Consider the following 22,855-nt stretch of genomic DNA (forward strand, 5'->3'; position numbering starts at 1 on the left):
GGGCGGTGGTGTCGCGTTCGGCCCGGGTTGCCTGGAGTTCGGCGTTGAGGTTGTCTAGCTGGTTTTTGGTGGTTTCGAGATCAGCAAGGGTGGTGTCGAGCCGGCTCTGCAGTTGCTGGGCTGTTTCGGTGCCTTCACTGACCTGCTGCTCGAGTTCATTGATGAGAGTCTGCTGCTCAGCCACGGTCTGGGCGGTGGTATCGCGTTCCGCCTGGGTTGCGTGGAGTTCGGCGTTGACCTTATCGAGTTGGTTTTTGGTGGTTTCGAGATCAGTAAAGGTGGTGTCGAGCTGGCTCTGGAGCTGTTGAGCTGTTTCCGTACCTTCACTGACCTGCTGCTCGAGTTCATTGATGAGAGTCAGCTGCTCAGCCACGGTCTGGGCGGTGGTGTCGCGTTCGGCCCGGGTTGCCTGGAGTTCGGCGTTGAGGTTGTCTAGCTGGTTTCTGGTGGTTTCGAGATCAGCAAGGGTGGTGTCGAGCTGGCTCTGGAGATGTTGAGCTGTTTCGGTGCCTTCACTGACCTGCTGCTCGAGTTCATTGATGAGGGTCTGCTGCTCAGCCACGGTCAGGGCGGTGGTGTCGCGTTCCGCCTGGGTTGCGTGGAGTTCGGCGTTGACCTTATCGAGTTGGTTTCTGGTGGTTTCGAGATCAGTAAGGGTGGTGTCGAGCTGGCTCTGCAGTTGCTGGGCTGTTTCCGTGCCTTCACTGACCTGCTGTTCGAGTTCATTGATGAGAGTCTGCTGCTCAGCCACGGTCTGGGCGGTGGTATCGCGTTCCGCCTGGGTTGCGTGGAGTTCGGCGTTGACCTTATCGAGTTGGTTTCTGGTGGTTTCGAGATCAGCAAGGGTTGTGTCGAGCTGGCTCTGCAGTTGCTGGGCTGTTTCCGTACCTTCACTGACCTGCTGCTCGAGTTCATTGATGAGGGTCTGCTGCTCAGTCACGGTCTGGGCGGTGGTGTCGCGTTCCGCCAAGGTTGCCTGGAGTTCGGCATTGACCTTATCGAGTTGGTTTCTGGTGGTTTCGAGATCAGCAAGGGTTGTGTCGAGCTGGCTCTGCAGTTGCTGGGCTGTTTCCGTACCTTCGCTGACCTGCTGTTTGAGTTCACTGATGAGGGTCTGCTGCTCAGCCACGGTCTGGGCAGTGGTGTCGAGCTCTGTCTGGGTGGATTGAAAAAGTGTTTTGGTGGTGCCGAGTTCAGTGCGAGCATTTTCGAGACGCGCTTCAACTGAAGCCAGCTGCTTCTGCAGGACTTCCGATTTGGCCTTTTCAGCTGCGAGCTGAAGGAGAAGGCTGCTGATTTCCGATTCTTTTTCCGCCAGGGTCTGTCCGGCGACATCAACTTCGCTTCGGGAGGCTTCGATCTCTTGTTTCGCCGCTTCAAGGTCGGTCAATGCGTTTTCGGTTATTTGTTTCTGGAGAAGCTCTGATTTGGCGGTTTCCTCGACCAGTTTCTGCTGCAGGCTGTCGATTTCTGCCTGTGCGGTTTGCAGTTCATCCCTGGCAGCTTCAAGCTTGGCTGCAGCTTCCTCTGCATGTGTTCTGACTTGCTGTTTCGTGTCGGCCGCAGCGGCCAGTTGTTCTTTGAGAGCCTCTATTTCGGCTTTTTTGTCGGTGGTGACCTGGGTTGCGGTGTCGAACCGCTGTTGGAGATCCTCGACTTGAGCCTGGGCGCTTTGCAGTTCAGCGGTGGCGGTTTCGAGCTGGGCAGCGTTTTCCTCGGCCTGTGCCCTGAGCTGTTGTTCCGTGTCGGTTGCGGCGGTCAGTTGTTCCTTGAGGGCCTCTATTTCGGCATCCTTGTCGGCGGTGACCTGGGTTGCGGCGTCGAGTTGCTGTTGGAGATCCTCGACTTGAGCCTGGGCGCTTTGCAGTTCAGCGGTGGCGGTTTCGAGCTGGGCAGCGTTTTCCTCGGCCTGTGCCCTGAGCTGTTGTTCCGTGTCGGTGGCAACGGTCAGTTGTTCCTTGAGGGCCTCTATTTCGGCGTCCTTGTCGGCGGTGACCTGGGTTGCGGCGTCGAGCTGCTGCTGGAGATCCTCGACTTGAGTCTGGGCGTTCTGCAGTTCAGCAGTAGCGGTTTCGAGCTGGGTAGCAGTTTCCTCTGCCTGTGCTCTGAGCTGTTGTTCCGCGTCGGTGGCAACGGTCAGTTGTTCCTTGAGGGCCTTTATTTCGGCATCCTTGTCGGTGGTGACCTGGGTTGCGGCGTCGAGCTGCTGCTGGAGATCCTCGACTTGAGTCTGGGTGCTCTGCAGTTCAGCAGTGGCGGTTTCGAGCTGGGCAGCGTTTTCCTCGGCCTGTGCCCTGAGCTGTTGTTCCGTGTCGGTTGCGGCGGTCAGTTGTTCCTTGAGGACCTCTATTTCGGCATCCTTATCGGCGGTGACCTGGGTTGCGGCGTCGAGCTGCTGCTGGAGATCCTCGATTTGAGTCTGGGCGCTCTGCAGTTCAGCGGTGGCAGTTTCGAGCTGGGCAGCAGTTTCCGCGACCTGGACCTCAATCTGCGCAAGATCTTTACCGCGGGCTTCAAGTTCCTGCAGGCTCTGGATCCGGGCCTCCAGTTCTTCCTCGGACAGGGTCGTTATGATCTTTTGGGTGGTTATTTCCTCCAGCTGTGCGGTAAGGTCGGAGATCGTTGTTTCCAGCTTGACGCTGTCTTCAGTGATGCTGTTGATGGTTTCCTGCAGTTGGAGAATTTTCTGGTCTTTTTCAGCGGCAGTCTGTTCGGCGTGGGCCAGTTGAACGGTGGTTTTCTCGAGTAGTTCGCTGGTCTGGCTCAGCTCTTGCTGGAGTTGCTCGATCTCAAGCAGGCCAGTTTCAGCTTCTTCCAGGCGCAGGTTGATGGCATCGATGCGGGCCTGCAGTTGTTCGGTTGCCTCGCTGGCTTCAATGGCTTCCTGCTGCAGGAGCTGGATCTCGGTTTCCCGCTCCCAGGCGAGCTGTTCCGCCTTGTCTCGCTCGGCTTCAGTCGCTTCCAGCTGGGCAGTAAGTTCAGTTGTTTGCGCGGTCAGCGTTTCGACTGTCGCTGTGGCGGTATCGAGGTCTCTGGACAGACTCACGTTGTGGTCTGTCAATTCGGCCACCGCCTGGGCTGCCTGGCCCTGCTCCTCCAGGCTTTCTTCCAGGCGGGTCTTGAGTTCGGCCATCTCTGTGTTCAGCTCTTCGTTCAGGCCTGTATACTCCTGGATTTCGTTCTGCAGTTCCTGGAGGCGATTTTCCTGCTCCAATTCACGCTGTTTGGCGGAGGAGCGCAGGTCTTCCAGTTCGGCAGCTAAGGCGTCTTTTTCCTCAGCCAGTGACTCGAATTGTTCAGCAGCCTCCTGCAATTGAATATCCCTGGCTTCAATTTCAGCAGCCTGATTATTGGTTGTGGTCAGCAGGTTTCGGTACTTTTCGGCCATAGCCTCCTGGGTCTCCAGGAGTTGCCTGATATGCTCATCTCTCTGAGCGAGATCTTCTGTGGAAGGGAGAAGGGCATCAACCTGGTCGTCATGTATCTGAACCGTAAGCCGCTCCTCATCCTCGTCTGGGGTCGGAACAGGTACCGGCACCTCCTGCGGCATATCCACTTCCGGTTCAAGCGGTGGGAGGGGAGCCTCGGCGATTTCTTCCTTCAGCGGCTCAGGGGGCGGCAACGGTTCCGACACTTCAGCTACAGGCTCAGGAGTCTCAGTGTCCTTGATCAGCGTACCATGGTACAAAGCGAGCAGGACATATATCACAAGACCAACAATCGAGAGAACAATCAGGCGTTTTTTCATAGCGTTTGTCGTTTGGTTGAGGTCATGGATGAATAAGCCGCATGGCTTCCTTTGCTTGGTTGAGGTGAACGATGAAAGGTGCGGGAAGAAAGAGTCATCATTTACGGTGACGGTTTGAGAAATAAGGTGCCAAGGGGTGGGAGAACAAGGTTCAGGCTATGGTCCCATGCATGACTTTTTTCAGGGAGAGTGGTTAGGGTCGGCCCATTGCTGATGCCACTGCCTCCGTAAATTTCCAGGTCTGAATTGATTAACTCCCGGTAGGAACCGGCCCTGGGAACGCCGATACGGTACTCCTGGCGCACTATTGGGGTGAAATTGCACACGATAATAAGCAGATCATCCGGAGTTTTTCCGCGACGAATGAAGGAAAGAACGGAGTTGTCCGTGTCATTGGCATCAATCCAGGAAAAACCACTCCAGTCGAAATCCGCCTCATACAAGGAAGGCTCGCTTCGGTACACCAGGTTGAGATCGCGAACAAAGCGTTGCAATCCTTGATGGCGGGGTGCGGTCAAGGCCTCCCAGTCGATCCCGGTGTCATGATTCCATTCTTTCCATTGGCCGAATTCACACCCCATAAACAATAATTTCTTGCCGGAATATCCCCACATGAAACCAAAGTAGAGGCGCAGGTTGGCAAATTTCTGCCATTCGTCACCGGCCATCTTGTTGAGCAGTGAACCTTTCCCGTGCACGACCTCATCGTGACTGAGCGGGAGGATAAAATTTTCATGAAAGGCATAGAGCATGCCAAAGGTCATCAAGTGGTGGTGAAAACGACGGAAGAGTGAATCTTTGCTCATGTAGGACAGGGTGTCGTGCATCCAACCCATATTCCATTTGAGGCTGAATCCCAGTCCGCCAAGATAGGTGGGACTCGACACCATGGGCCAGGAGGTCGATTCCTCGGCAATGGTAAGGACTCCCGGAAAAATTCCATGAACGACTTCGTTGACTTTGCGAAGAAATGTGATCGCGGCCAGGTTTTCCCTGCCACCGTATTCGTTGGGGATCCATTCACCCTCCTGCCGCGAATAGTCAAGGTAGAGCATGGAAGCGACCGCATCGACCCTGAGTCCGTCGATATGGTACTTGTCGAGCCAGAAGAGAGCGTTGGAAATGAGAAAAGCTCGGACTTCGTTCCGGTTATAGTTGAAGATCAGCGTGCCCCAGTCCTGGTGTTCACCCTGTAAAGGATTGGCATGGGCATAGAGGTGCGTCCCATCGAAATAGTTGAGGCCGGCACCGTCTTTGGGAAAGTGGGCCGGGACCCAGTCGAGAATAACTCCCAGGCCGGCGGCGTGACACTGGTCGACAAAGAACATGAAGTCCTCGGGCGTACCGAACCGGGATGTCGGGGCGAAGAATCCGAGCACCTGGTAGCCCCAGGATCCATCAAAGGGATGCTCGGTTATAGGGAGTAATTCGATATGGGTGTATCCCATTTCGAGAACATAGGGAATGAGAGTGGCGGCCAGTTCCCGATAGGAGAGGTACCGTTGTCCCCACCGGGTGTCGGGTTCCCGCCGCCAGGAACCGAGATGAACTTCATAGATGGAGATCGGCGATTCCAGGCTCTGTCGATGCTGTCGTTCAGCCATCCATGCGGAGTCTGTCCATTGATAGCGATTGAGATCAGCCACCACCGAACCGGTGCGAGGTCGTTCCTCCATGGCAAAGCCGAAGGGATCGGCTTTATCAAGAATTTGTTCGTCGCGGGTTGTAATGCGGTATTTGTAGACAGCGTATTCTGAGACGCCGGGAATGAACAAAGACCAGATCCCCGATTCCGAGGGATGCATGGGGTGACGGTTGGGGTCCCAGTCGTTGAAATCTCCGATGATGGCAACCTGTTCAGCGTTGGGAGCCCAGACGGCGAAAGCTACTCCATCGACACCGTCAAAGCGTTGCAGATGGGCACCCATTTTTTCGTAGGCCCGTTCATGAGTGCCTTCGCTGAACAGGTATCGGTCGTACGTGCTGAACCAGTCGGTGGGAATTGCTGTTCCTGCGGGTATGTCGCGTTGCATTGTGATAATCGTGCCTCCTTCGGGGTCGGGGGGGCGGTATTTTTTCAATCTACAGTATTCCTGCAATAATGTCATGGACAAAGAATTTTTTTCTCCAGAGGAAAGGGTTGGTCACAGGGGTCGGATGCAAAATCCTGAATCCGTGACGGCTGGACCCTTGTTTTGGATATAGGCTCACGAATCCGGGATAATAGAACCGCACCAGGACAACGAAGATGACGTGCCGACGAACACTTACGACTCCGGGACAAAAAAAAATGATTCCTGCCTGCACGGATTCAGGGCGAAATGTACAGGTTGTAACCGTTAGTGATCCCGGCGGTTGAGCAGATGTTTTTTCTGCCGGGCCAGGTGAAGGCTATAAAAAAATTTGTAGGTAAAACAGTAGGCAAGAACGCCTGCGGGGATAGCGACAATAAGGCCACCGGTCATCATCACCACAACAGTGTCCAGCCCAAGTTCCCGGACCAGGTCGATCTTGTCGAGGAAGCGTTTTTCCGTCAATTGATGCAGAAAGGTTTCGATTCGCGTCCAGGAGAGGCGGTTGGGCAGAAAAAAATCACCGATCCGCCACAAGCAGTAATAATGAGGAATGAAGGTCAGGGGGTTGCTGACCAACGTGGCGGCGAGAATACCGGCAATCGGATTGGCACGCACAAGCAGGGTCAGCACCAGGGTGAGGAGAGTGTTAAAGGGCAGGGTCGGCGCAATACTGATGGCCGTCCCAATGGCCGTTCCGAGCGCCAGGGAATGCGGGGTGCCTCGCAGGCGGATAAAGCGCAGATAAAGGTAACGGGTTACCCTTGGCATAGCCATGGCCTGGTTGGATTGAAAAGGTCAAAGATCCCTCTGCAAGTATAACTTCCTGAATTCGTGACGGCTGGACGCTTGTTTTGGTTATATCTTACTGTACTCAGGTCATAATCGCAGTTGAATCCTTGATGCTAACCTTCACCCGCCGCCCTTCGAGGCCTCCGTCCGCACACCATCTTCAATACCTGTAAGCATCGGTCGGATAAAGTGTACTTTAATCGAACGGTTACGGACAAAAAAGCTGACGTACGGACGAACGCTCACGGATCCTGGCTGGAATTTGCAGTCATGTTTCAGGTTACCAGTACTGCCAGGTGCCTGTAAAGTAAACAAAACAGGCCAGGCCGATATTGGTGGTTGCGTGGGCTACTATGCAGACGATGAGATCCCTGCGGTATATCCATAGAGCAGCCATGAGCAGACCATAGGCAACAGCAGCCGGCCATTCATACACCTGGTGGCCCGCCGTGAAGGCCAGGGTGGAAAGGGCGACGGCCATCCAGGACCATTGACCGGGGGCGACGTCGTTGACGGAACGACGATCCAGTGCGGTGTGCAATGGATTTTTGTCTTTGTTTTGTCGTTCAATATCCCACTGCAGTGCCAGGCGGAACAGAAAGCCGCGCATCAAAAGTTCCTCGAACACCGGAACAAGGAGTCCGGCACTCAACAGACGCAGAACAAAGGCGGTCGAGGACCAGGCTGCGGCATCGTCTGGATCGACAAAAGGAGTAAGCAGGATAAGCCACAGGACAAGTCCGGCCAGGCCGGCGGCAATACCGGTTATCACGGAGGTCAGCGGTGAATGGGGTCCTTTCAGGGGACAGTACCATCGCCAGGCCCAGATGAGCAGCACGGATACAGCGATTATTCTGAGGAGATAGTTGACCGTATCCGAGACATGGGGGCCCAGTAGGGAGGCGATCCCTACATAGGCAAGATACGGGGCTGCGTACGGCAGGAGGAGCTGGCGGTTGCTGACCATAATGGCTCTCCGGGTCTGCTTGTCCCGTTATTCTTCAGAATGTTCAGGCTGTTTTTCCGCCATTCGTTCCGCTTGCTCACGTTTGCGGGTGCGGAAGAAATCAAACACCGCCCAGGGCAGGAGCACTGCGGCGGCGATTCTGTTGAAGAGGAGATGCTCCTGCATGGCGGGGTCGGTGGAGAAGAAGCCGTCATACAGACACCACAGGCCGAATCCGGCCAGAAGAGCAGGAAAGACGTACGGGCTGATTTGCGGTGGGGATGATCGTTTTTTTTCACTCATGTCAAGGATTCCTGCGGCAAGGTTTCTGATGAAGACCCATGCGGACAAAGAACACGGCTGAGGTGTACAAAATCTTCCAAGGTCAGTTTTTCCGCGCGAATGGCGGGGTCAATGCCGGCGGTGTGCAGGCAATGGAGCAGTTCCTCTTTACTCTTGAGCAGCGCGGCACTGTGCAGGGCGTTGACCAGGGTTTTTCTCCGCTGGCCAAAGGCTGCATGGACGACCCTGCTGAACAAAGAACGATCAAATTCGCCCAATACCCGGATTCGTTCCGGCTGCGGATGAAAGGAAAGACGGACCACCACGGAATCGACCTTGGGTCGAGGATGGAATTCAGCTGGATCAACAGCAAGAAGAAATCTGACTGTGGCACAGGCAGCAAGAAGAACCGTGGGAGTACCATAATCCTTGGTTCCCGGTTGGGCTGTCAGGCGCAGGGCCACTTCTTTCTGCAGCATGAGAACGGCGCTGTCCATGATCGAGGCATGATCGATCAGGCGGAAGAGAAAAGGGGTGGAAATCGAATAGGGCAGATTGGCGACAATTTTCAGCCGTTCTCCTGGGTGAAGCAGGCTGGTGAAATCAATGCGCAGTGCATCGGCGTGGAGCAGACGGACATTGGCGGGTAAGTCCTGCTGTTCTTCGTGCATACGGATGATTCCCGAGTCCATTTCGATGCCGACAACCTCGGCCACGGTGGTAGCCAACGGCCGAGTGAGAGCGCCCAGGCCGACTCCCACTTCGATCACCCGGTCATGAGCTGCCAGGTTGGCAAGGTCGACGATGCGTCGAGCGGTGTGAGCATGGACGAGAAAGTTCTGGCCCAATTTTTTATGGGGGGCCAGGCCACGGCGTTTGAGGATCTGACTGGTGGTTTCGCGGGGCATCGGGATCAGTTGAGTGGGGAACGGGAATAGGCATCATCGTCGACGGCAACGAGGTCACCTTGGAGAAATCGGTAATATCCGGCCAAGCCGATCATGGCGGCATTGTCGGTGCATAGGGCCGGTGCTGGCATGAACAGCTGTCGACCCTCGGCCGTACACCGCTCGCCCATGAGGGTCCGCAGCCTGGGATTAGCTGCTACACCGCCGCCGAGAACAATGCGACCGTGGCCGGTCCGTTCAGCGGCGGCAAGAGTCTTGTCCACCAGGATTTCAACTACAGCCTCCTGGAAAGAAGCACAGATATCAGGCAGGGTGAGTGGCTGTCCGGTCGCCTTTGTCTTGTTGACATGGGTGGCCACCGAGGTTTTGAGGCCGCTGAAACTGAAATCCAGACTGTCTGCTGCCAGCCGGGCCCTGGGGAAGGCAATGGCAGCCGGATTGCCGTTTTCGGCAAGCCTGCTGATCACTGGACCACCGGGGTAACCAAGATCCAACAATTTGGCCACTTTGTCAAACGCTTCGCCGGCGGCATCGTCACGGGTGCGGCCAAGCCTGGAGCAGGAGACTGGATTATCCACCTTGTACAGGGCCGTGTTGCCACCGGAGACAATGAGAGCAGTGTAGGGAAACTCGGGTTTGTTTTCCTCCAGCAGGCAGGAGAGTAGATGGCCGCTCATATGGTCGACCCCGACACAGGGGATGCGCCGAACCAGGGCCAGGGCCTTGGCAAAAGTAAAGCCGACCAGCAGTGAGCCCACCAGCCCAGGTCCCTGGGTGGCAGCGATGAGATTGATGTCGGCGAGATCGACTCCGGCAACAGCCAATGCCTCATCGATCACCGGCTGGATCATTTCAATGTGTCGACGTGAAGCCAACTCCGGTACAATACCGCCGAATCGCGCATGGATTTCGTTTTGACTGCTGACAACCGAGGCGAGCAGACGGCGATCGTCCTCAAGAACAGCAGCGGCGGTGTCGTCGCAGGAGCTTTCAATGGCAAGTATGAGCATGAGACCGCTGGTTGCAATCCTTCCTGTTCGGTGGTATCAGTACATTGTATGCCAGAAAATCAGCCACAATGTGGCTACAGGCTTGTTTTATTGCAAACAGCATACCCCATGAAGCAAGAAAAAACCAGTTCCATCCCCCGGGAAAACAGTCTTATTGATATGTTTTCCCGTTCCATTTCTTATCTGCGTCTCAGTCTGACCGACCGGTGTAATCTGCGTTGCCTCTACTGCGTCACCGAGGACGAGTCCAATGGTAGCCTGACCAGGCTCCGGCACGACGATTTGTTGACCTATGAGGAGTTGCTCCGGGTTGTCAGGGTGGCGGTAGCCATGGGGATCACCAAGGTTCGGCTTACTGGCGGCGAGCCTCTGGTTCGTCGGGGGGTTCTTGATTTTATTCGTCGTCTCGGTGCAATTCAGGGGCTTACTGATATCCGTATCACCACCAACGGTGTGCTGCTTGAACAATACGGGCCGGAGTTGTATGCCGCCGGGGTGAACAAGGTGAACATCAGTCTGGACTCCCTCCAGCCTGAGCGGGTGGCGGCCATTACCGGGACGGACTGTTTCGATCAGGTCTGGCGGGGCGTTGAAACCATGCTTGCCCTGGGCTGTGCACCGGTGAAACTCAACATGGTTGCCATGCGGCACATCAATGACGACGAGATCACCGCGTTTGCCGGGTTGTCGCAGCGACTGCCTCTGCAGGTGCGGTTCATTGAGTTCATGCCCATCGGTGCTTCCAGTCGCTGGAACACCGACACCTATATCGATACCGATGAGATCATGGCCCGAATCAGCACGCTGGGTGAATTGATTCCCCTGCAGGAGGGGCGCGGCGACGGTCCGGCCCAGGTTTTCCGGCTGGGCTCGGATGCTCCCGGCACGCTGGGGTTCATCAGCCCGATCAGTCATCATTTCTGCAACCGCTGCAATCGATTGCGTTTGACCTCATCCGGCGCCTTGCGCTCCTGTCTGCTTCATGATCACGAGGTCGACCTCCGGGCGGTCCTCAGGGAGCAATTCACCGATACAGCCATTGCCGCCGCTCTGCTCACCGCCATCCGTAACAAACCCAAAGGGCATGACCTTGAAGAGCGGATACGACAGACCGGTGGTGACTGCCACGGCCGCATGTCGCGTATCGGTGGTTAGCCCTGCAGCCGTCGTTGTTCAAGTTCATCCCAGCGGTCGTAGAGCCGCTCTGTTTCTGACTGCAGGCGCTGCTGTTCCTGCCAATACTGTGCCAGCCGGGATGCATCGGCGATGACCTCGGGGTCATTCATCAGGTGCTGGAGTTCCTCCAGCCGGGCTTCGGCGGCCAGGATGCTTTCCTCCATCCGGTCGTATTCACGCTGATCGAGATAGGACAGCTTGCCGGGTTTCGTTTGCGCTGTCGGTTTGGCCGCAGGGGCTGAAGTTTTAACAGGGGTTTTGCGCTCCAGGGCCTGCATCATCGTCAGCCACTGGTTATAATCGGCGAAAAACTCGGCACTTCCATGGCCATCGAAACCAAGGATCTGATTGCAGACATTGTCGAGGAGAAAGCGGTCGTGGGTGACCAGCACCAAAGCTCCCGGGAATTCACCCAGGCTCTCCTCGAGAACATCCAGGGAGGGAATGTCAAGGTCGTTGGTGGGTTCATCGAGCAGGAGAATATCGGCCGGCTGCAGCATCAGTCGGGCTATGAGAATACGGGCCTGTTCACCGCCGGAAAGGCGGTTGACCGGTGTTTCCAACTGATCGGTGCGAAAAAGGAAGCGTTTGGCCCAGGTGACCACATGCAGACTGTTCCCCTGGTAAAGCACGCTGTCGCCCTCCGGAGCCAGGGCGCGGCGTAGGGTCACCGTGGTGTCGAGTTGAGCGCGGCGCTGGTCGAAGCTGACGATGCGGACATTGTCGGCAAGGGTGATTGTCCCCTGGTCGGGTTTTGGGCCCTGTGCCTGTCCAGCGGCATCAAGGATTTCCATCAGGGTCGATTTGCCGCTCCCATTGCGCCCGAGCAGTCCCAGGCGGAGGCCCGGAGTCAGGATGAGGTCCAGGTCGGCAAAAAGCGGCGGCCCCTGGAAGCCTTTGGCGAGACCCGATGCCACCAGGAGTTTTTTCGTTTTACGCTGGGTGCCGGCAAAGGCGATGCCCACCTGGCCCGCGGACCGGTTTTTTCCGCGGACCTCTCCCAGTTCCTCCTGCAGCCGGACTGCTTCCTCGATCCGGTAACGGGCTTTGGTTGATCGAGCCTTGGGACCCCGCCGCAGCCATTCGGTCTCCCGGCGAACCTTGTTGGCCAGTCGTTCTTCGAGATTCTGCCGCTGGAGAAGGTATGCGGCTTTTTTGTCAAGGAAATCGGCGTAGGTGCCCCGGACCTGGAAGGAACCTTCCGGGTAGACCGGGGCCAGTTCGATCACCCGGTTGACCGTGCTTTCCAGAAAACGACGATCGTGGCTGACCATGAGAAAAGCCGAAGGACCACCGGGCAGGGGTGCATTGAGCAGGTTTTCCAGCCAAAGGATGCCTTCGATATCCAGGTGATTGGTCGGCTCGTCCATCACCAGAACTTCCGGGCTGGTTACCAGGGCCCGGCAGATGGCCAGTCGCCGCCGCCAACCGCCGGAAAGCAGGTGGACCGGTTGATGCGGGTCAATAAAGTTGGCGCGGCTGAGCATGGCATGCACCCGGCTGTGCTGTTCGGCCTCGTCTATCTTCAGGTCGCGTACCGCAGTGAACAGGTTTTCGATGCAGTTGGCGTCCTCGATAAAGGTGTCTTCCTGGGCAACATAGCTCAGACGCAGCAGTTTACGGGTGAAGACCGTGCCCCGATCAGCGGTTTCAAGGCCGCAGAAAATTCTCAGCAGGGTGGACTTGCCTGAGCCGTTGGGGCCGATCAGACCGGCACGATCGCCGGGATTGAGCACCAGAGTGATATCGGAAAACAGGGTCTGGGCGCCGAAGGCCTTGGTCAGTCCCTGGCAGCTGAGAAGGGCGCACATGGATTTGAGGTGGTAAGGGCTTAAGGAGTACTGCCGTTAAGTTCGATGTCATCGGCCCGCGGGTAGGAGCCAAGCAGTTCGTAATAGGCACAGATCTGTTTGAGGATGTGGCAGGCTTCATGGATAGCCGGGTCTTCGATATGGCCGATCATGTCGAGGAAAAACAAGTATTTCCACTGTTTGCCCTTGGTGGGCCGGGACTCGATTTTGGCCAAATCGATGTTTTTTGCCGAGAGAATGGTGAGAATCTCGTTAAGAGCCCCGGGCCGATTGATGAGACCGATGAGAATAGAGGTTTTGTCCCGGCCGCTTTTTTTCGGTGATTTAAGGCCGATAACCAGAAAACGGGTGCTGTTGCCCTGGTAATCCTCGATGCCTCGAACCACAACCTGGAGATTGTAGGTACTGATAGCCAGTGAACTGGTGATCGCGCCGATATTGGGATTGTTGGCTGCCATCTGGGCCGCGGCTCCGGTGGAAAAAACTTCCAGGGTCGGAATATTGGGCATGTTCTTGCGCAACCAGTACCGGCACTGGGCCAAGGGCTGGGAGTGGGAAGCCACGGTTTGAATGTCTTCGATGTTCCCCGAACGGCAGACCAGATTGTGGGTGATGGCCAGCTGGATTTCACCGCAGATCTGTACTTTGTAGCGGAGAAAGGCGTCGAGGGAATAGGTGACCGCCCCTTCAATGGAGTTTTCCACTGGAATGATGCCGTACTCGACCCGCTCCTTCTCCACTTCCTCAAAAACCTCGGCAATGGATTCCAGGGGTCGGTATTCGGCGGTCTGACCGAAATATTTGACCCCGGCCAGGTGGGTGAAGGTGGCCTCCGGGCCGAGATAGGCCACGGTGGCTTTACGCTGTGACAACCGGCAGGTGGTGATGATTTCGTGAAAAATCGAGTGCAGAGCTTTATAGGGGAAGACCTCGTTGTTGTTTTTGCGCAGTCGTTCGTAAATCTCCAGTTCTCGTTGCGGATCCCATTTAGCCCTGTTGGTCTCGTTTTTGAGAAGACCAATGGTTTTGGCACACTCGAGCCGTTCTTTCAGCAGCTCGAGTATAGTATCGTCGATCTCGTCAATACGTTTCCGCACCTGCGGAATGTCAGGTTTTTCGTCCATGGTCGAGCATCGGGAAAGAGGTTGTTCGGGGAATCTCTACGTGCAGGTACCGGCAAGCGGTCCGGTAAACTGACAGATTTCTCAAGTTTGATATCGATAAATAGCTTAGTATAGCATTGCCTTGAACTGAAGGGAACAGAGAAAAGAGCCGGATCTCTCTTCCTGTTAGCGGGCGGAAAAAGATCCTGCCATTTTGCACTCTCGTTTCTGGGCCGGTGTGACTCCACAGGCAATCTTGGAGATGTGGTTGCGCAGCCAAGCACAGATATCCATCTATCATGGATCTTTTTATTGAAAACTGGCTGCAACGCCTGTTGTAGTTCGAAGTGCCATCCAGGGTGTTCATCCTTGCATAAACGTTGTATGCCGAGCAGGTGGCAACTGTGTATTGTTTTTTCCCACCGGAACGAAGAAACCGAGGCCTGGATTCGTCCTGAACCCTTTCAGGTGCAAATCGATTGACACAGCCGGCAATTTCCCTGCAGGAAAATAATTTCTTGCAAAAAATAAGATAAGAAGTATCTTTGCAGAATAAGCATTTCCTTTTATTGATATCCATTGTTGTTCAGGTACACCTCTCGATACCTTAAAAGTTTTTGCTGACATCCTTTTGAGGTAAAAAGCATGAAACTTTTTATAGGTAGCCTGCCTTATAACATCACCGAATCCGAACTGAACGAATTATGCGGAGAATACGGCACTGTCGTCAGTGCCAAGCTGATTGTTGACCAGTTTTCGGGACAATCCAAAGGGTTCGGCTTCGTCGAAATGTCCACCAGGTCGGAAGGGCATAAGGCCATGGACGCTCTCAACGGCCGGGAATACAATCATCGCAAACTGGTCTGCAATGAAGCAAAGCCGCAGGCAAAAAAAGGCCAGCGCCGCAGGTAATCACTTCTCTTTGTCTCCTCTTGATCCCCATCTTGTGCATGGATTGAGCCGGCACAATCACCCTGTAACCGCACTTGGTGTCGTTCGCGGTCCTCAATACCTCGATTGTGAAAAAAGGACTTTGCCAATGCAGGATTGAGGGCGTACCATGCCGCCAACGCAGGACGATACCATGGCCGGTGGGGCATACCTGTCTTGTCGCGGGAATACTATTGGGACCAGATGGTTATCAAATGGAGACAAGACAACAGTTTATAGGCTGCCGCATCCATTCATACTGACTGTGATTTTGGATGGAAAAGCCTACGTATTATTTACTGTCGGATTCCGACAGATTTTTTCATAACTAGTTAAGCAATCAGCAAAAAATCGCCATCGAAGCCTTGACCTTGTCACCAGGCGCAATTGAATCCTCCGGCGATTTTTCTGCTTGCAGGAGCATGAATGAGTTTCAACGATTTTTCTTTCAATCCCCACGTTTTTCAGGCAATTCAACTCTGCGGCTTCACCGCGCCAACCCCTATTCAGCAGCAGGCCATCGGCCCCATCCTTGAACGTCGCGATCTGCTTGGACTGGCCCAGACCGGAACTGGAAAAACAGCCGCTTTCATTCTGCCGACCGTACAGCATCTCATGGCTGCTTCGGGTCGACAGGTGAGGGCGTTGGTCATCGCTCCGACCAGGGAACTTGCAGAGCAGATCCATGCCTTTACCCGGACAATCATTGATGGCACCGGTCTGCGAGCAATCACCGTGTATGGCGGTGTCAGCAAGCAGGCGCAGATCAACAAAATCCGTGGAGGTGTCGATATAGTTGTCGCCTGTCCCGGGCGCCTTCTCGATATCCTCAATGACAAGGCCATTGACCTGAGCCAGGTCGATACCCTGATTCTGGATGAAGCCGACCATATGTTTGATAAAGGGTTTCTCCCCGATATCCGCCGAATAGTACGTCGCTTGCCAAGAGAGCGGCAAAACCTGGTTTTTTCGGCGACCATGCCTGCCGAAATCAGGCATTTGGCCGAAGAGATTCTCACTGATCCGGTAACAGTACAGATCAATCTCACCCGCTCAGTGCAAAGCATCTCTCATCAATTGTACTCTGTCAAGCAGGGACAGAAAACAGCCTTGCTCATCAATGTACTTCAGGCTGAGCAAGTGGCCACCACGCTGGTGTTCACCCGCACCAAATTCAAAGCGAAAAATCTGGCTCGACAATTAGCGCAGCACGGTTTCAAGGTCACCTCACTCCAGGGCAATCTATCACAGAGCAAACGGCAACAGGCCCTGGACGGCTTTAAAGATGGCACCTTCAATATTCTCGTAGCAACGGATATTGCCGCCAGGGGTATAGATGTGGCCGGGATTTCCCATGTCATCAATTATGACATGCCGGACACGACCGAGGCCTACATCCATCGCACAGGTCGCACCGGCAGGGCTTCCTGCAGCGGAGAGGCCATGACCTTTGCAACAAACGAGGATGGGCGCATGGTTCAAAGTATCGAGCGTTTCCTGGGCGGGAGAATGTACCGTCAACCGGTCGATACCCTTGCTTTGGCCAACCTTGGCGGGCAGCGTGCCGCCAGGAAAGGCGCAATGGCTCAACGGAAACAAGTGTCACGGGACGAAAAGGTGCCGGGGGCATCCAGCCGGCAACCGAAACCCGTTGAGCACCAACCGCTTCGATCCAAAGGTCCGCGTACCCCGGGCGTTTTCGGGCTATCCGGGCGGACCAGGTGATGCCTGCACAGGCACTGAAATGCAGCACAGCATGATCCTTTGCCTGAATCCGGCCCGAAGGGCGGCTGGTGAAAGTTATTGTCAAGGATTCCACTGCAATTATAAAATGATTACAGAAGGATATATCCAAAACAAGATCCAGCCGTTACGGATTCAGGCTTGGTTATGCTGGGTAGTACCAATGGCCCCGATGCGGGGCCAACCACCAACAGTGCGAAAAGTTCGCACAATGAAAAAGGAGTCGTAACAATGGCTAATGGAACTGTAAAATGGTTTAATGATTCAAAAGGATTTGGTTTTATCGAGCAGGATGGCGGTAAGGATGTGTTCGTGCATCATTCCGCCATTCAAGCCGACGGGTTCAGGTCACTTCAGGAGGGTGAGCGCGTCAGCTTCAGCGTGGTCGATGGTGCTAAAGGCCCTTCAGCGGCCGATGTCACCAGGCTTTGAGATCTGAACCATTTTTATATAGAACCCCGCTTCGGCGGGGTTTTTTTTGGCCAGTTGTATCCGGTACAGTCATGAATGAGGAGATTGTTGTGGCCAGGCAGACAAATTACAAGCAGGAAAAGCGTATCAAGGAAATGGAGAAGCAAAAAAAGAAAGATGCGAAAAAAGAGCGTAAGCTGCAGCGAAAAAAAGAGGGATCAGAAGAGAACACTCTCGGTGATGAAGAGATGGACCTGGATCCGTGAGCCCGAAGGGCGGCTGGTGGAAGTTATTTTTCAAGGATTTCGCAGCAATTATAACAGAATTGCAACAATATATATTGAAAAAAGCATTTAGCCGTCACGGATTCAGGATGGAGTAAGAATCTGCCGTTCATTCCACCGGTCCAGGGGTGATGCTTGTTCTCAACAGAGACATGCGGACGAGAAAAAACCGCAGTTATCTTCTTAATATTATCCGATTAAACATAAAAATGCGCCGGAAGCCAGAGGTGCGGAGCCGCTTCTGAAAAGGCATTAATTTGTGCGAATGGCAACCGTGCCCTGCAGGTATTCTTTGACCGAGCCGATGAGGACCTCCCGGCGGTGGAAGATTCCCGCTGCCAAGGCCGCCTCCGCTTGAGTCCGGGTGAAAACATCCAGAAAATGTTCACGACAGCCGGCGCCGCTGGACGCGATCACCGGAATGGTGACAGCGTTGCGGACGGCATTGATCAACTCCAGGTCAAATCCCAGGTTGGTGCCGTCATGATCGATGCAGTTGAGCAGGATTTCACCGGCACCCAGTTGTTCGCAGACCCGGGCCAGGGTGACCGCATCCAGGTCGCGTCCTTCCCTGCCACCCTTGATGGTGCATTGATACCAGCAGTAGCGTTCACCCTTTGGGCCAGGAGTGGTCGTCTCGATCACCTGGTGCGGCACCGCATCGGGCCCGGAGACATACACCCGGCGGGGGTCGATGGAAATAACCACGGCCTGATTTCCGTAGACCCGCGCAATCTGCTCAATGGAACTGAGTCCCGTAGCCAACCCGCTCTGTACCACCTTTTCGGCAATCAGGACCGCATCCGAGCCGATGGAGACTTTGTCGGCTCCGGAGCGGAAATAGCGTGAGGCCACTTCCAGGGCGCTGTAATAGCGGCCTTCCCGGTCGGTAAAGTCGCGAATACCGCCACCAATGGTCAAAGGAACGAACACATGCTTTGAGGTCTGTTCAAGGACGGCAAGCATGGGCATGTCCTGCAGGGGGAAATCGCGGAAACCGGTGATGTTGAGAAAGGTGATCTCATCAGCTCCCTGCTCGTAATAGTCCCGGGCCAGTTCCACAGGGTCCCCCAGGTTGCGGACGGTTCCCCCTTCACGGACATCATATTGATCACCCTTGGTGACCACCAGCTCGCCTTGATCATTGGCGCGGACATCAAGGCAGGCAATGATTCGTTTAGCCAGCACTGTGGTTTCCGGGCAGGCAGCGGGGCGGACAGCCTCGCGGGTACCGGCAAGGAAATTCTCCAGTAGCTTGAGACCAGCCTGGCCGCTTTTTTCCGGGTGAAACTGCGTGGCAACGAGATTGCCCCTCTGCACCGCACTGACAAACTCCTCACCGTAGTCGGTGGTGGTGAGGATGACCTCACTTGCTGTGGGGACGACATGGTAAGAGTGGACAAAATAAAACTTTTCGTTGCCCTGCAGGCCATGAAAAAGAGGTGAGGGCTGGCGGATTTTCAAGCCGTTCCAACCAATATGCGGTACGGCAAGTTCACCGACAAAGCGCTGGACCCGACCGGGAATGATTCCTAGCCCAGGTTCCTCAGGGGCTTCCTCACTGGAATCGAACAGGGCCTGCAGTGCGATACAGATCCCAAAAAAGGGTTTTCCTGAGTGCAGGTACCGGATCAGGGGATCTCGAAGCTGCTTGTCCCGCAGGGTTGCCATCAGGGCGCCGAAGTTGCCGACGCCAGGAAAGACCAGGCGTTCGGCCCGGTCGATATCCGCACCATTGTTCACCAGCAGCACGGTCTCGCCGAGACGCTCGATGGCGTTGATAACCGAGCGGACGTTGCCGGCGCCGTAATCAAGGAGAGTAATCATGGATTTTTATAGGTTGAGATGCTTGCAAGGTGGGGAGAGAAAAAGTACAAAGTCAGGCGTGACCAATTACTGGGTGGAACCTGTGTGGTTTGCCGCGCTCCTCTTTGTACGTGGGCACAGGTGTCCCGGATTTGCACAGAGGTGGCTTGCTGCTTCAGAACCTCCATGCGGGCAGTCGCGACCGTGTAAAGATGGGGAGCCTGTATTTGTGAACGGTCAGGCTGCCGGCTTGAAGGGCGCCAGTTTTCGGTTCTTTCCCCTTATACCGAAGCCGTGGCGCTCTTTCCAGAACCCTCACGGATCCAAGTTTTTGTATCCAGTGCTCGAATACTGTATTATCTAGAGCAGTTTCCGCAACAAGTCAATATCAAACCCTCCGGATACGGATATGCAGGCCATCGTTCTTGCCGCCGGGTATGGCACCCGCCTGCGGCCTTACAGCACCCTTCGCCCCAAACCATTGTTCCCGGTCCGCAATCGGCCCCTGCTGCATCTGCTCCTTGAGCAACTGGGCAACTGCGCTTGTTTTCCCGTACTGGTCAACTGTCACCACCTGGCGGCACAGATAGAGACGGCCCTTGCCGCCTGGCCCGAGGTGCTGGTGCAGCATGAACATGAGATTCTCGGCACCGGCGGCAGTCTGCGTCGGGCTCTTGACCGTCTCGACAATGATCCAGTGTTGGTGATGAACGGTGATATTTATCACCATATCGACCTGGAGCAGGTGTACCACCGGCATCTTCTTTCTAGAAACGAGGTCACCCTGGCTCTGCACGACTATCCACGTTTCAATCAGGTCGTTGTCGTCGGAGACCGGGTGAAGGGCTTTCGCGCTCAGCCAGGAGCAGGACTGGCCTTTACCGGTATCCATGTCATCGACCCGGAGGCCATCGAAAGGATTCCGGCCAAGGGGTATTTTGACATCATTGATCTGTACCGGCAGTTGGCTCTGGAGGGCAGGGTGGGATGCTATCGGGTGGATGGGTCTCTGTGGCGGGATATCGGCACACCCGAGGATTACATCCAGTTGCATGCCGAATTACTTGCCGATCACCCGGGATGGGAGATTGATGCCAACGCCAGGGTCGGCAGAGATGTGGTCCTGGAGGGGTGGGGATGTATCGGGCCGGGGGCTGTGATCGGCGATGGTGCCCGCCTGGCCAATGCCGTGGTCTGGGAAGGGGCCTGTATTGCTTCGGGGAGAAAATGCAGGGAGGCCATCATTACCGGCAATGCAACCGTAGATGGCTGGACCGGAAACGGAGTAGACGGGAAGCACTGATGGAGCAGGCTGCCCTCGTTGCAAACATCGCCCGCCTGCTGGGCAAATCGGCATCAGCCTGGACCGGGGTCCAGGTGCAGGTCACCGACCTGGTGCCGGATGGTTCTTCACGGCGCTTTTTCCGGGTGCATGGACCAGGCGCTGAAGCGCTCATTGCTGTGCTGCCGCCGGAACAAAGTGGACCGGGGATGGATGAGGCCGCCGCCTTTGCCCATATCGGCCGTCACCTGCGCCGATCAGGTGTGCCGGTGCCGGTAATCCATGCCCATGATCCCGACACTGGGCTGGTGCTTTGCGAGGATCTCGGCACCCGGCGCTTGTTTGAACAGGTGGCGGAATACGGGCCGGAACAGTCCCAGGCCCTGTATGAGCAGACGGTTCGCTGTCTGGTCGGGATGCAGATACGGGCCGCCGATGGTTTCGATCCCTCCTGGTGCTGGGACACCCCACGCTATGATCGCCGGTTGATGGAAGAGCGTGAGTCCGGATACTTCCTTCAGGCCTGCTGTACCGATCTCCTCGGCCTGACCTTTGACCGGGCAGCTGTGATCGCGGAGTGTTCTCTGCTGGCCGCGGAGGCGGCCCGGGCTCCGGCCCGGTTTTTTCTCCACCGTGATTTTCAATGCCGCAATATCATGCTGCAGGGGGACAGCGTCGGGTTTATCGATTTTCAGGGCGGCCGTCTGGGGCCCCTGGCCTATGACCTGGCCTCGCTGCTGCTCGACCCCTATGCGGCCCTGCCCCGGACCATGCAGCAGCATCTCATAGGGGTGTATCTTGAGGCCCTGCAGAAGGAAATACCTTATGATGCCGACCAGTTTTACCGCGAATATCTCCTGCTCGCTCTGCAACGGAACCTGCAGATTCTGGGGGCCTTCGCTTTTCTCAGCCATAGGCGGGCAAAGCCTTTTTTCGCCCGATTCCTCCAGCCTGGTCTGGCTTCGCTTGCCGCTCTCCTCGCGCAGTGCGCGACCGGCAGATTTACTGCCCTTGCCGAACTGACCGAACAATGTTGTCGGGAGATTGAAAGACGATCATGACATCTGAAAACGCAACCCTGGTCGCCCTTATCGGCCGTCCCAATGTGGGTAAATCAACCCTGTTCAACCGGATGATCAAACGTCGTGACGCCTTGGTCGACCCCACCCCCGGGGTCACCCGTGACCGGCATTATGCCCGGGTCAGCTGGCAAAACCATCCGTTCATATTGGTGGACACCGGCGGGATCGATGACCAGGCCGATACCATCACCGCCCACATTCGTGATCAGGCGCTCCAGGCGGTCGAGGAGGCCGATGTCCTTTTGTTTCTTATGGACGGGCGCCAGGGCCTGACCCCCAGTGACATAGATATCGTCAACCTGTTGCGGCGAACCAGAAAAAAGGTCTTTTTCATTGTCAACAAAATCGATGGTCCGGACCTGGAAACCGATCTCCTTGCTCCGTTCTGGGAGTTGGGGGTCGAACAGTTGTGGCCGCTGTCAGCCGACCACGGTTATGGTTTCACAACGTTGATGGAGGGGCTGCTCCCCTGTCTGGAGCAGAGTGATCTCCAGGTCGAACTTCCTGAAAAGACAATGAAAATAGCTTTCCTAGGTCGGCCGAACGTGGGGAAATCCTCCATGGTTAATGCCATCATCGGTCAGGAGCGGATGGTGGTCACCGACATCGCCGGAACCACCCGTGATTCCGTGGATACCCTGGTCAGTCGCGATCAGTATAGCTACCTTTTCATTGATACCGCCGGTATCCGCCGCAAAGGCAAGACTAGGGACAGGCTGGAAAAATTTTCCATTCTCAAGGCTCTTAAAGCCCTGGGGCGCTGCGATATCGCCATGGTCCTCATTGACGCCGAAGAAGGCATCACCGAGCAGGATACCAAAGTGATCGGCTATACCCAGGATCAGGGGCGGGCTTTGATGATTCTCATCAATAAGTGGGATCTGATCAAGGATGATGCACAACGTCAGGAGCGTCTGCTGGAGGACGTGACCATGGCTGTGAGGTTCGTCCCTTTCGCGCCGGTACTCAAAGTCTCGGCCTTGACCGGCACCGGGATCAAACGGCTGTTTCCCGAAATCGGCAAGGTCTATCGTCAGTTTCACCAACGATTTCCCACCGCAGCCCTCAATCGCCTGCTAGCCGATGCCGTAGCCAGGCATGAACCGCCCTACCACCATGGCAGGCGGCTTAAATTTTACTACACCGCTCAATTGGGTACGGCACCACCTTTGTTCGCGGTGGTGGCCAATGCCCCCAAGGGTATTCATTTTTCCTATCAACGCTACCTCACCAATGCTTTTCGTGAGGGCTTGGGACTTGATCGGGTACCGATCCGCCTGCTGTTCCGCGAACGAAGCGGCAGAAAGAAGTAGTTGAGATGAAAAACAAACCCCCAAAAAAACGCTGTACCACTAGCCGCATGGAGAAAGCCCCGTAGGATGGGCAAAACGGCTGTATCGTTTGCCCATGCGGAGAGAATAGAGCCCCCGTAGCATGGACCCTTGTCAAGGGCTTGCGCCCCATGCATC

18 protein-coding genes are annotated in these 22,855 nt (G+C 55.5%); 8 read left to right on the plus strand and 10 right to left on the minus strand.

The window, feature by feature from the left end:
• The 7 genes from JWG43_RS11040 to tsaD all read right to left on the minus strand — a co-directional run.
• The coding region (locus JWG43_RS11040; RefSeq protein WP_205242985.1) for a coiled-coil domain-containing protein at positions 1–3,748 on the minus strand (3,748 nt) is incomplete at its 3' end.
• A 101-nt stretch (positions 3,749–3,849) separates the two neighbouring features.
• Positions 3,850–5,781: a 1,4-alpha-glucan branching protein GlgB gene (gene glgB, locus JWG43_RS11045; RefSeq protein ID WP_205242986.1), complete on the minus strand. Its 1,932-nt coding sequence runs from the start codon at positions 5,779–5,781 to the stop codon at positions 3,850–3,852.
• Positions 5,782–6,087: 306 nt separating this feature from the next.
• On the minus strand, positions 6,088–6,591 hold the full coding sequence (locus JWG43_RS11050) for a DUF2062 domain-containing protein (protein WP_205242987.1): 504 nt from the start codon (positions 6,589–6,591) through the stop codon (positions 6,088–6,090).
• 301 nt (positions 6,592–6,892) lie between these two features.
• Entirely contained in the window at positions 6,893–7,579 is a 687-nt protein-coding gene (locus JWG43_RS11055) for a CPBP family glutamic-type intramembrane protease (protein WP_205242988.1), read from the minus strand.
• A gap of 27 nt (positions 7,580–7,606) precedes the next feature.
• Positions 7,607–7,861 (minus strand): hypothetical protein, encoded by a 255-nt coding sequence (locus JWG43_RS11060; RefSeq protein WP_205242989.1) that lies wholly within the window; start codon positions 7,859–7,861, stop codon positions 7,607–7,609.
• Complete coding sequence (gene rsmA, locus JWG43_RS11065) at positions 7,858–8,748, minus strand: 16S rRNA (adenine(1518)-N(6)/adenine(1519)-N(6))-dimethyltransferase RsmA (RefSeq protein WP_205242990.1); 891 nt, start codon at positions 8,746–8,748, stop codon at positions 7,858–7,860. Before rsmA ends, JWG43_RS11060 begins: the two co-directional genes overlap by 4 nt.
• Before the next feature lie 5 nt (positions 8,749–8,753).
• Positions 8,754–9,758: a tRNA (adenosine(37)-N6)-threonylcarbamoyltransferase complex transferase subunit TsaD gene (tsaD, locus tag JWG43_RS11070; RefSeq protein ID WP_205242991.1), complete on the minus strand. Its 1,005-nt coding sequence runs from the start codon at positions 9,756–9,758 to the stop codon at positions 8,754–8,756.
• Positions 9,759–9,866: 108 nt separating this feature from the next.
• Between tsaD and moaA the strand changes: the two genes are divergently transcribed.
• Complete coding sequence (moaA, locus tag JWG43_RS11075; protein WP_205242992.1) at positions 9,867–10,913, plus strand: GTP 3',8-cyclase MoaA; 1,047 nt, start codon at positions 9,867–9,869, stop codon at positions 10,911–10,913.
• Here moaA and JWG43_RS11080 read toward each other — a convergent pair.
• Positions 10,910–12,745 (minus strand): ABC-F family ATP-binding cassette domain-containing protein, encoded by a 1,836-nt coding sequence (locus JWG43_RS11080; RefSeq protein WP_205242993.1) that lies wholly within the window; start codon positions 12,743–12,745, stop codon positions 10,910–10,912. The two genes, moaA and JWG43_RS11080, sit on opposite strands and share 4 nt — an antisense overlap.
• Before the next feature lie 20 nt (positions 12,746–12,765).
• Positions 12,766–13,869: a prephenate dehydratase gene (pheA, locus tag JWG43_RS11085; protein WP_205242994.1), complete on the minus strand. Its 1,104-nt coding sequence runs from the start codon at positions 13,867–13,869 to the stop codon at positions 12,766–12,768.
• A gap of 624 nt (positions 13,870–14,493) precedes the next feature.
• Here pheA and JWG43_RS11090 point away from each other — a divergent pair.
• From JWG43_RS11090 to JWG43_RS11105, 4 genes are all read left to right on the plus strand, one after another.
• Positions 14,494–14,760, plus strand: coding sequence for an RNA recognition motif domain-containing protein (locus JWG43_RS11090; RefSeq protein WP_205242995.1), 267 nt, complete (start codon positions 14,494–14,496; stop codon positions 14,758–14,760).
• A 444-nt stretch (positions 14,761–15,204) separates the two neighbouring features.
• On the plus strand, positions 15,205–16,503 hold the full coding sequence (locus JWG43_RS11095; protein ID WP_205242996.1) for a DEAD/DEAH box helicase: 1,299 nt from the start codon (positions 15,205–15,207) through the stop codon (positions 16,501–16,503).
• A 249-nt stretch (positions 16,504–16,752) separates the two neighbouring features.
• A complete protein-coding gene (locus JWG43_RS11100; RefSeq protein WP_205242997.1) occupies positions 16,753–16,953 on the plus strand; it encodes a cold-shock protein in 201 nt (66 codons plus the stop codon).
• A gap of 89 nt (positions 16,954–17,042) precedes the next feature.
• The gene (locus tag JWG43_RS11105; RefSeq protein WP_205242998.1) at positions 17,043–17,198 is read left to right on the plus strand and encodes a hypothetical protein; all 156 of its coding nucleotides are present in this window, start codon (positions 17,043–17,045) and stop codon (positions 17,196–17,198) included.
• A 270-nt stretch (positions 17,199–17,468) separates the two neighbouring features.
• Here the strand turns inward: JWG43_RS11105 and hisF are convergent, their stop codons facing one another.
• Positions 17,469–19,043, minus strand: coding sequence for an imidazole glycerol phosphate synthase subunit HisF (gene hisF / locus JWG43_RS11110; RefSeq protein ID WP_205242999.1), 1,575 nt, complete (start codon positions 19,041–19,043; stop codon positions 17,469–17,471).
• Between the two features lie 388 nt (positions 19,044–19,431).
• Here hisF and JWG43_RS11115 point away from each other — a divergent pair, with 388 nt between their 5' ends.
• Genes JWG43_RS11115 through der form a run of 3 tightly spaced genes read left to right on the plus strand, consistent with a single transcriptional unit; the run spans position 19,432 to position 22,699 of the window.
• Positions 19,432–20,325, plus strand: coding sequence for a nucleotidyltransferase family protein (locus JWG43_RS11115; RefSeq protein WP_205243000.1), 894 nt, complete (start codon positions 19,432–19,434; stop codon positions 20,323–20,325).
• The gene (locus JWG43_RS11120; protein WP_205243001.1) at positions 20,325–21,365 is read left to right on the plus strand and encodes an aminoglycoside phosphotransferase family protein; all 1,041 of its coding nucleotides are present in this window, start codon (positions 20,325–20,327) and stop codon (positions 21,363–21,365) included. The genes JWG43_RS11115 and JWG43_RS11120 overlap by 1 nt, the downstream gene beginning before the upstream one ends.
• The gene (gene der / locus JWG43_RS11125) at positions 21,362–22,699 is read left to right on the plus strand and encodes a ribosome biogenesis GTPase Der (protein ID WP_205243002.1); all 1,338 of its coding nucleotides are present in this window, start codon (positions 21,362–21,364) and stop codon (positions 22,697–22,699) included. Before JWG43_RS11120 ends, der begins: the two co-directional genes overlap by 4 nt.
• Positions 22,700–22,855: the final 156 nt, after the last annotated feature.

It is taken from the genome of Desulfobulbus alkaliphilus, from assembly GCF_016918545.1.
Lineage (GTDB): Bacteria > Desulfobacterota > Desulfobulbia > Desulfobulbales > Desulfobulbaceae > Desulfobulbus > Desulfobulbus alkaliphilus.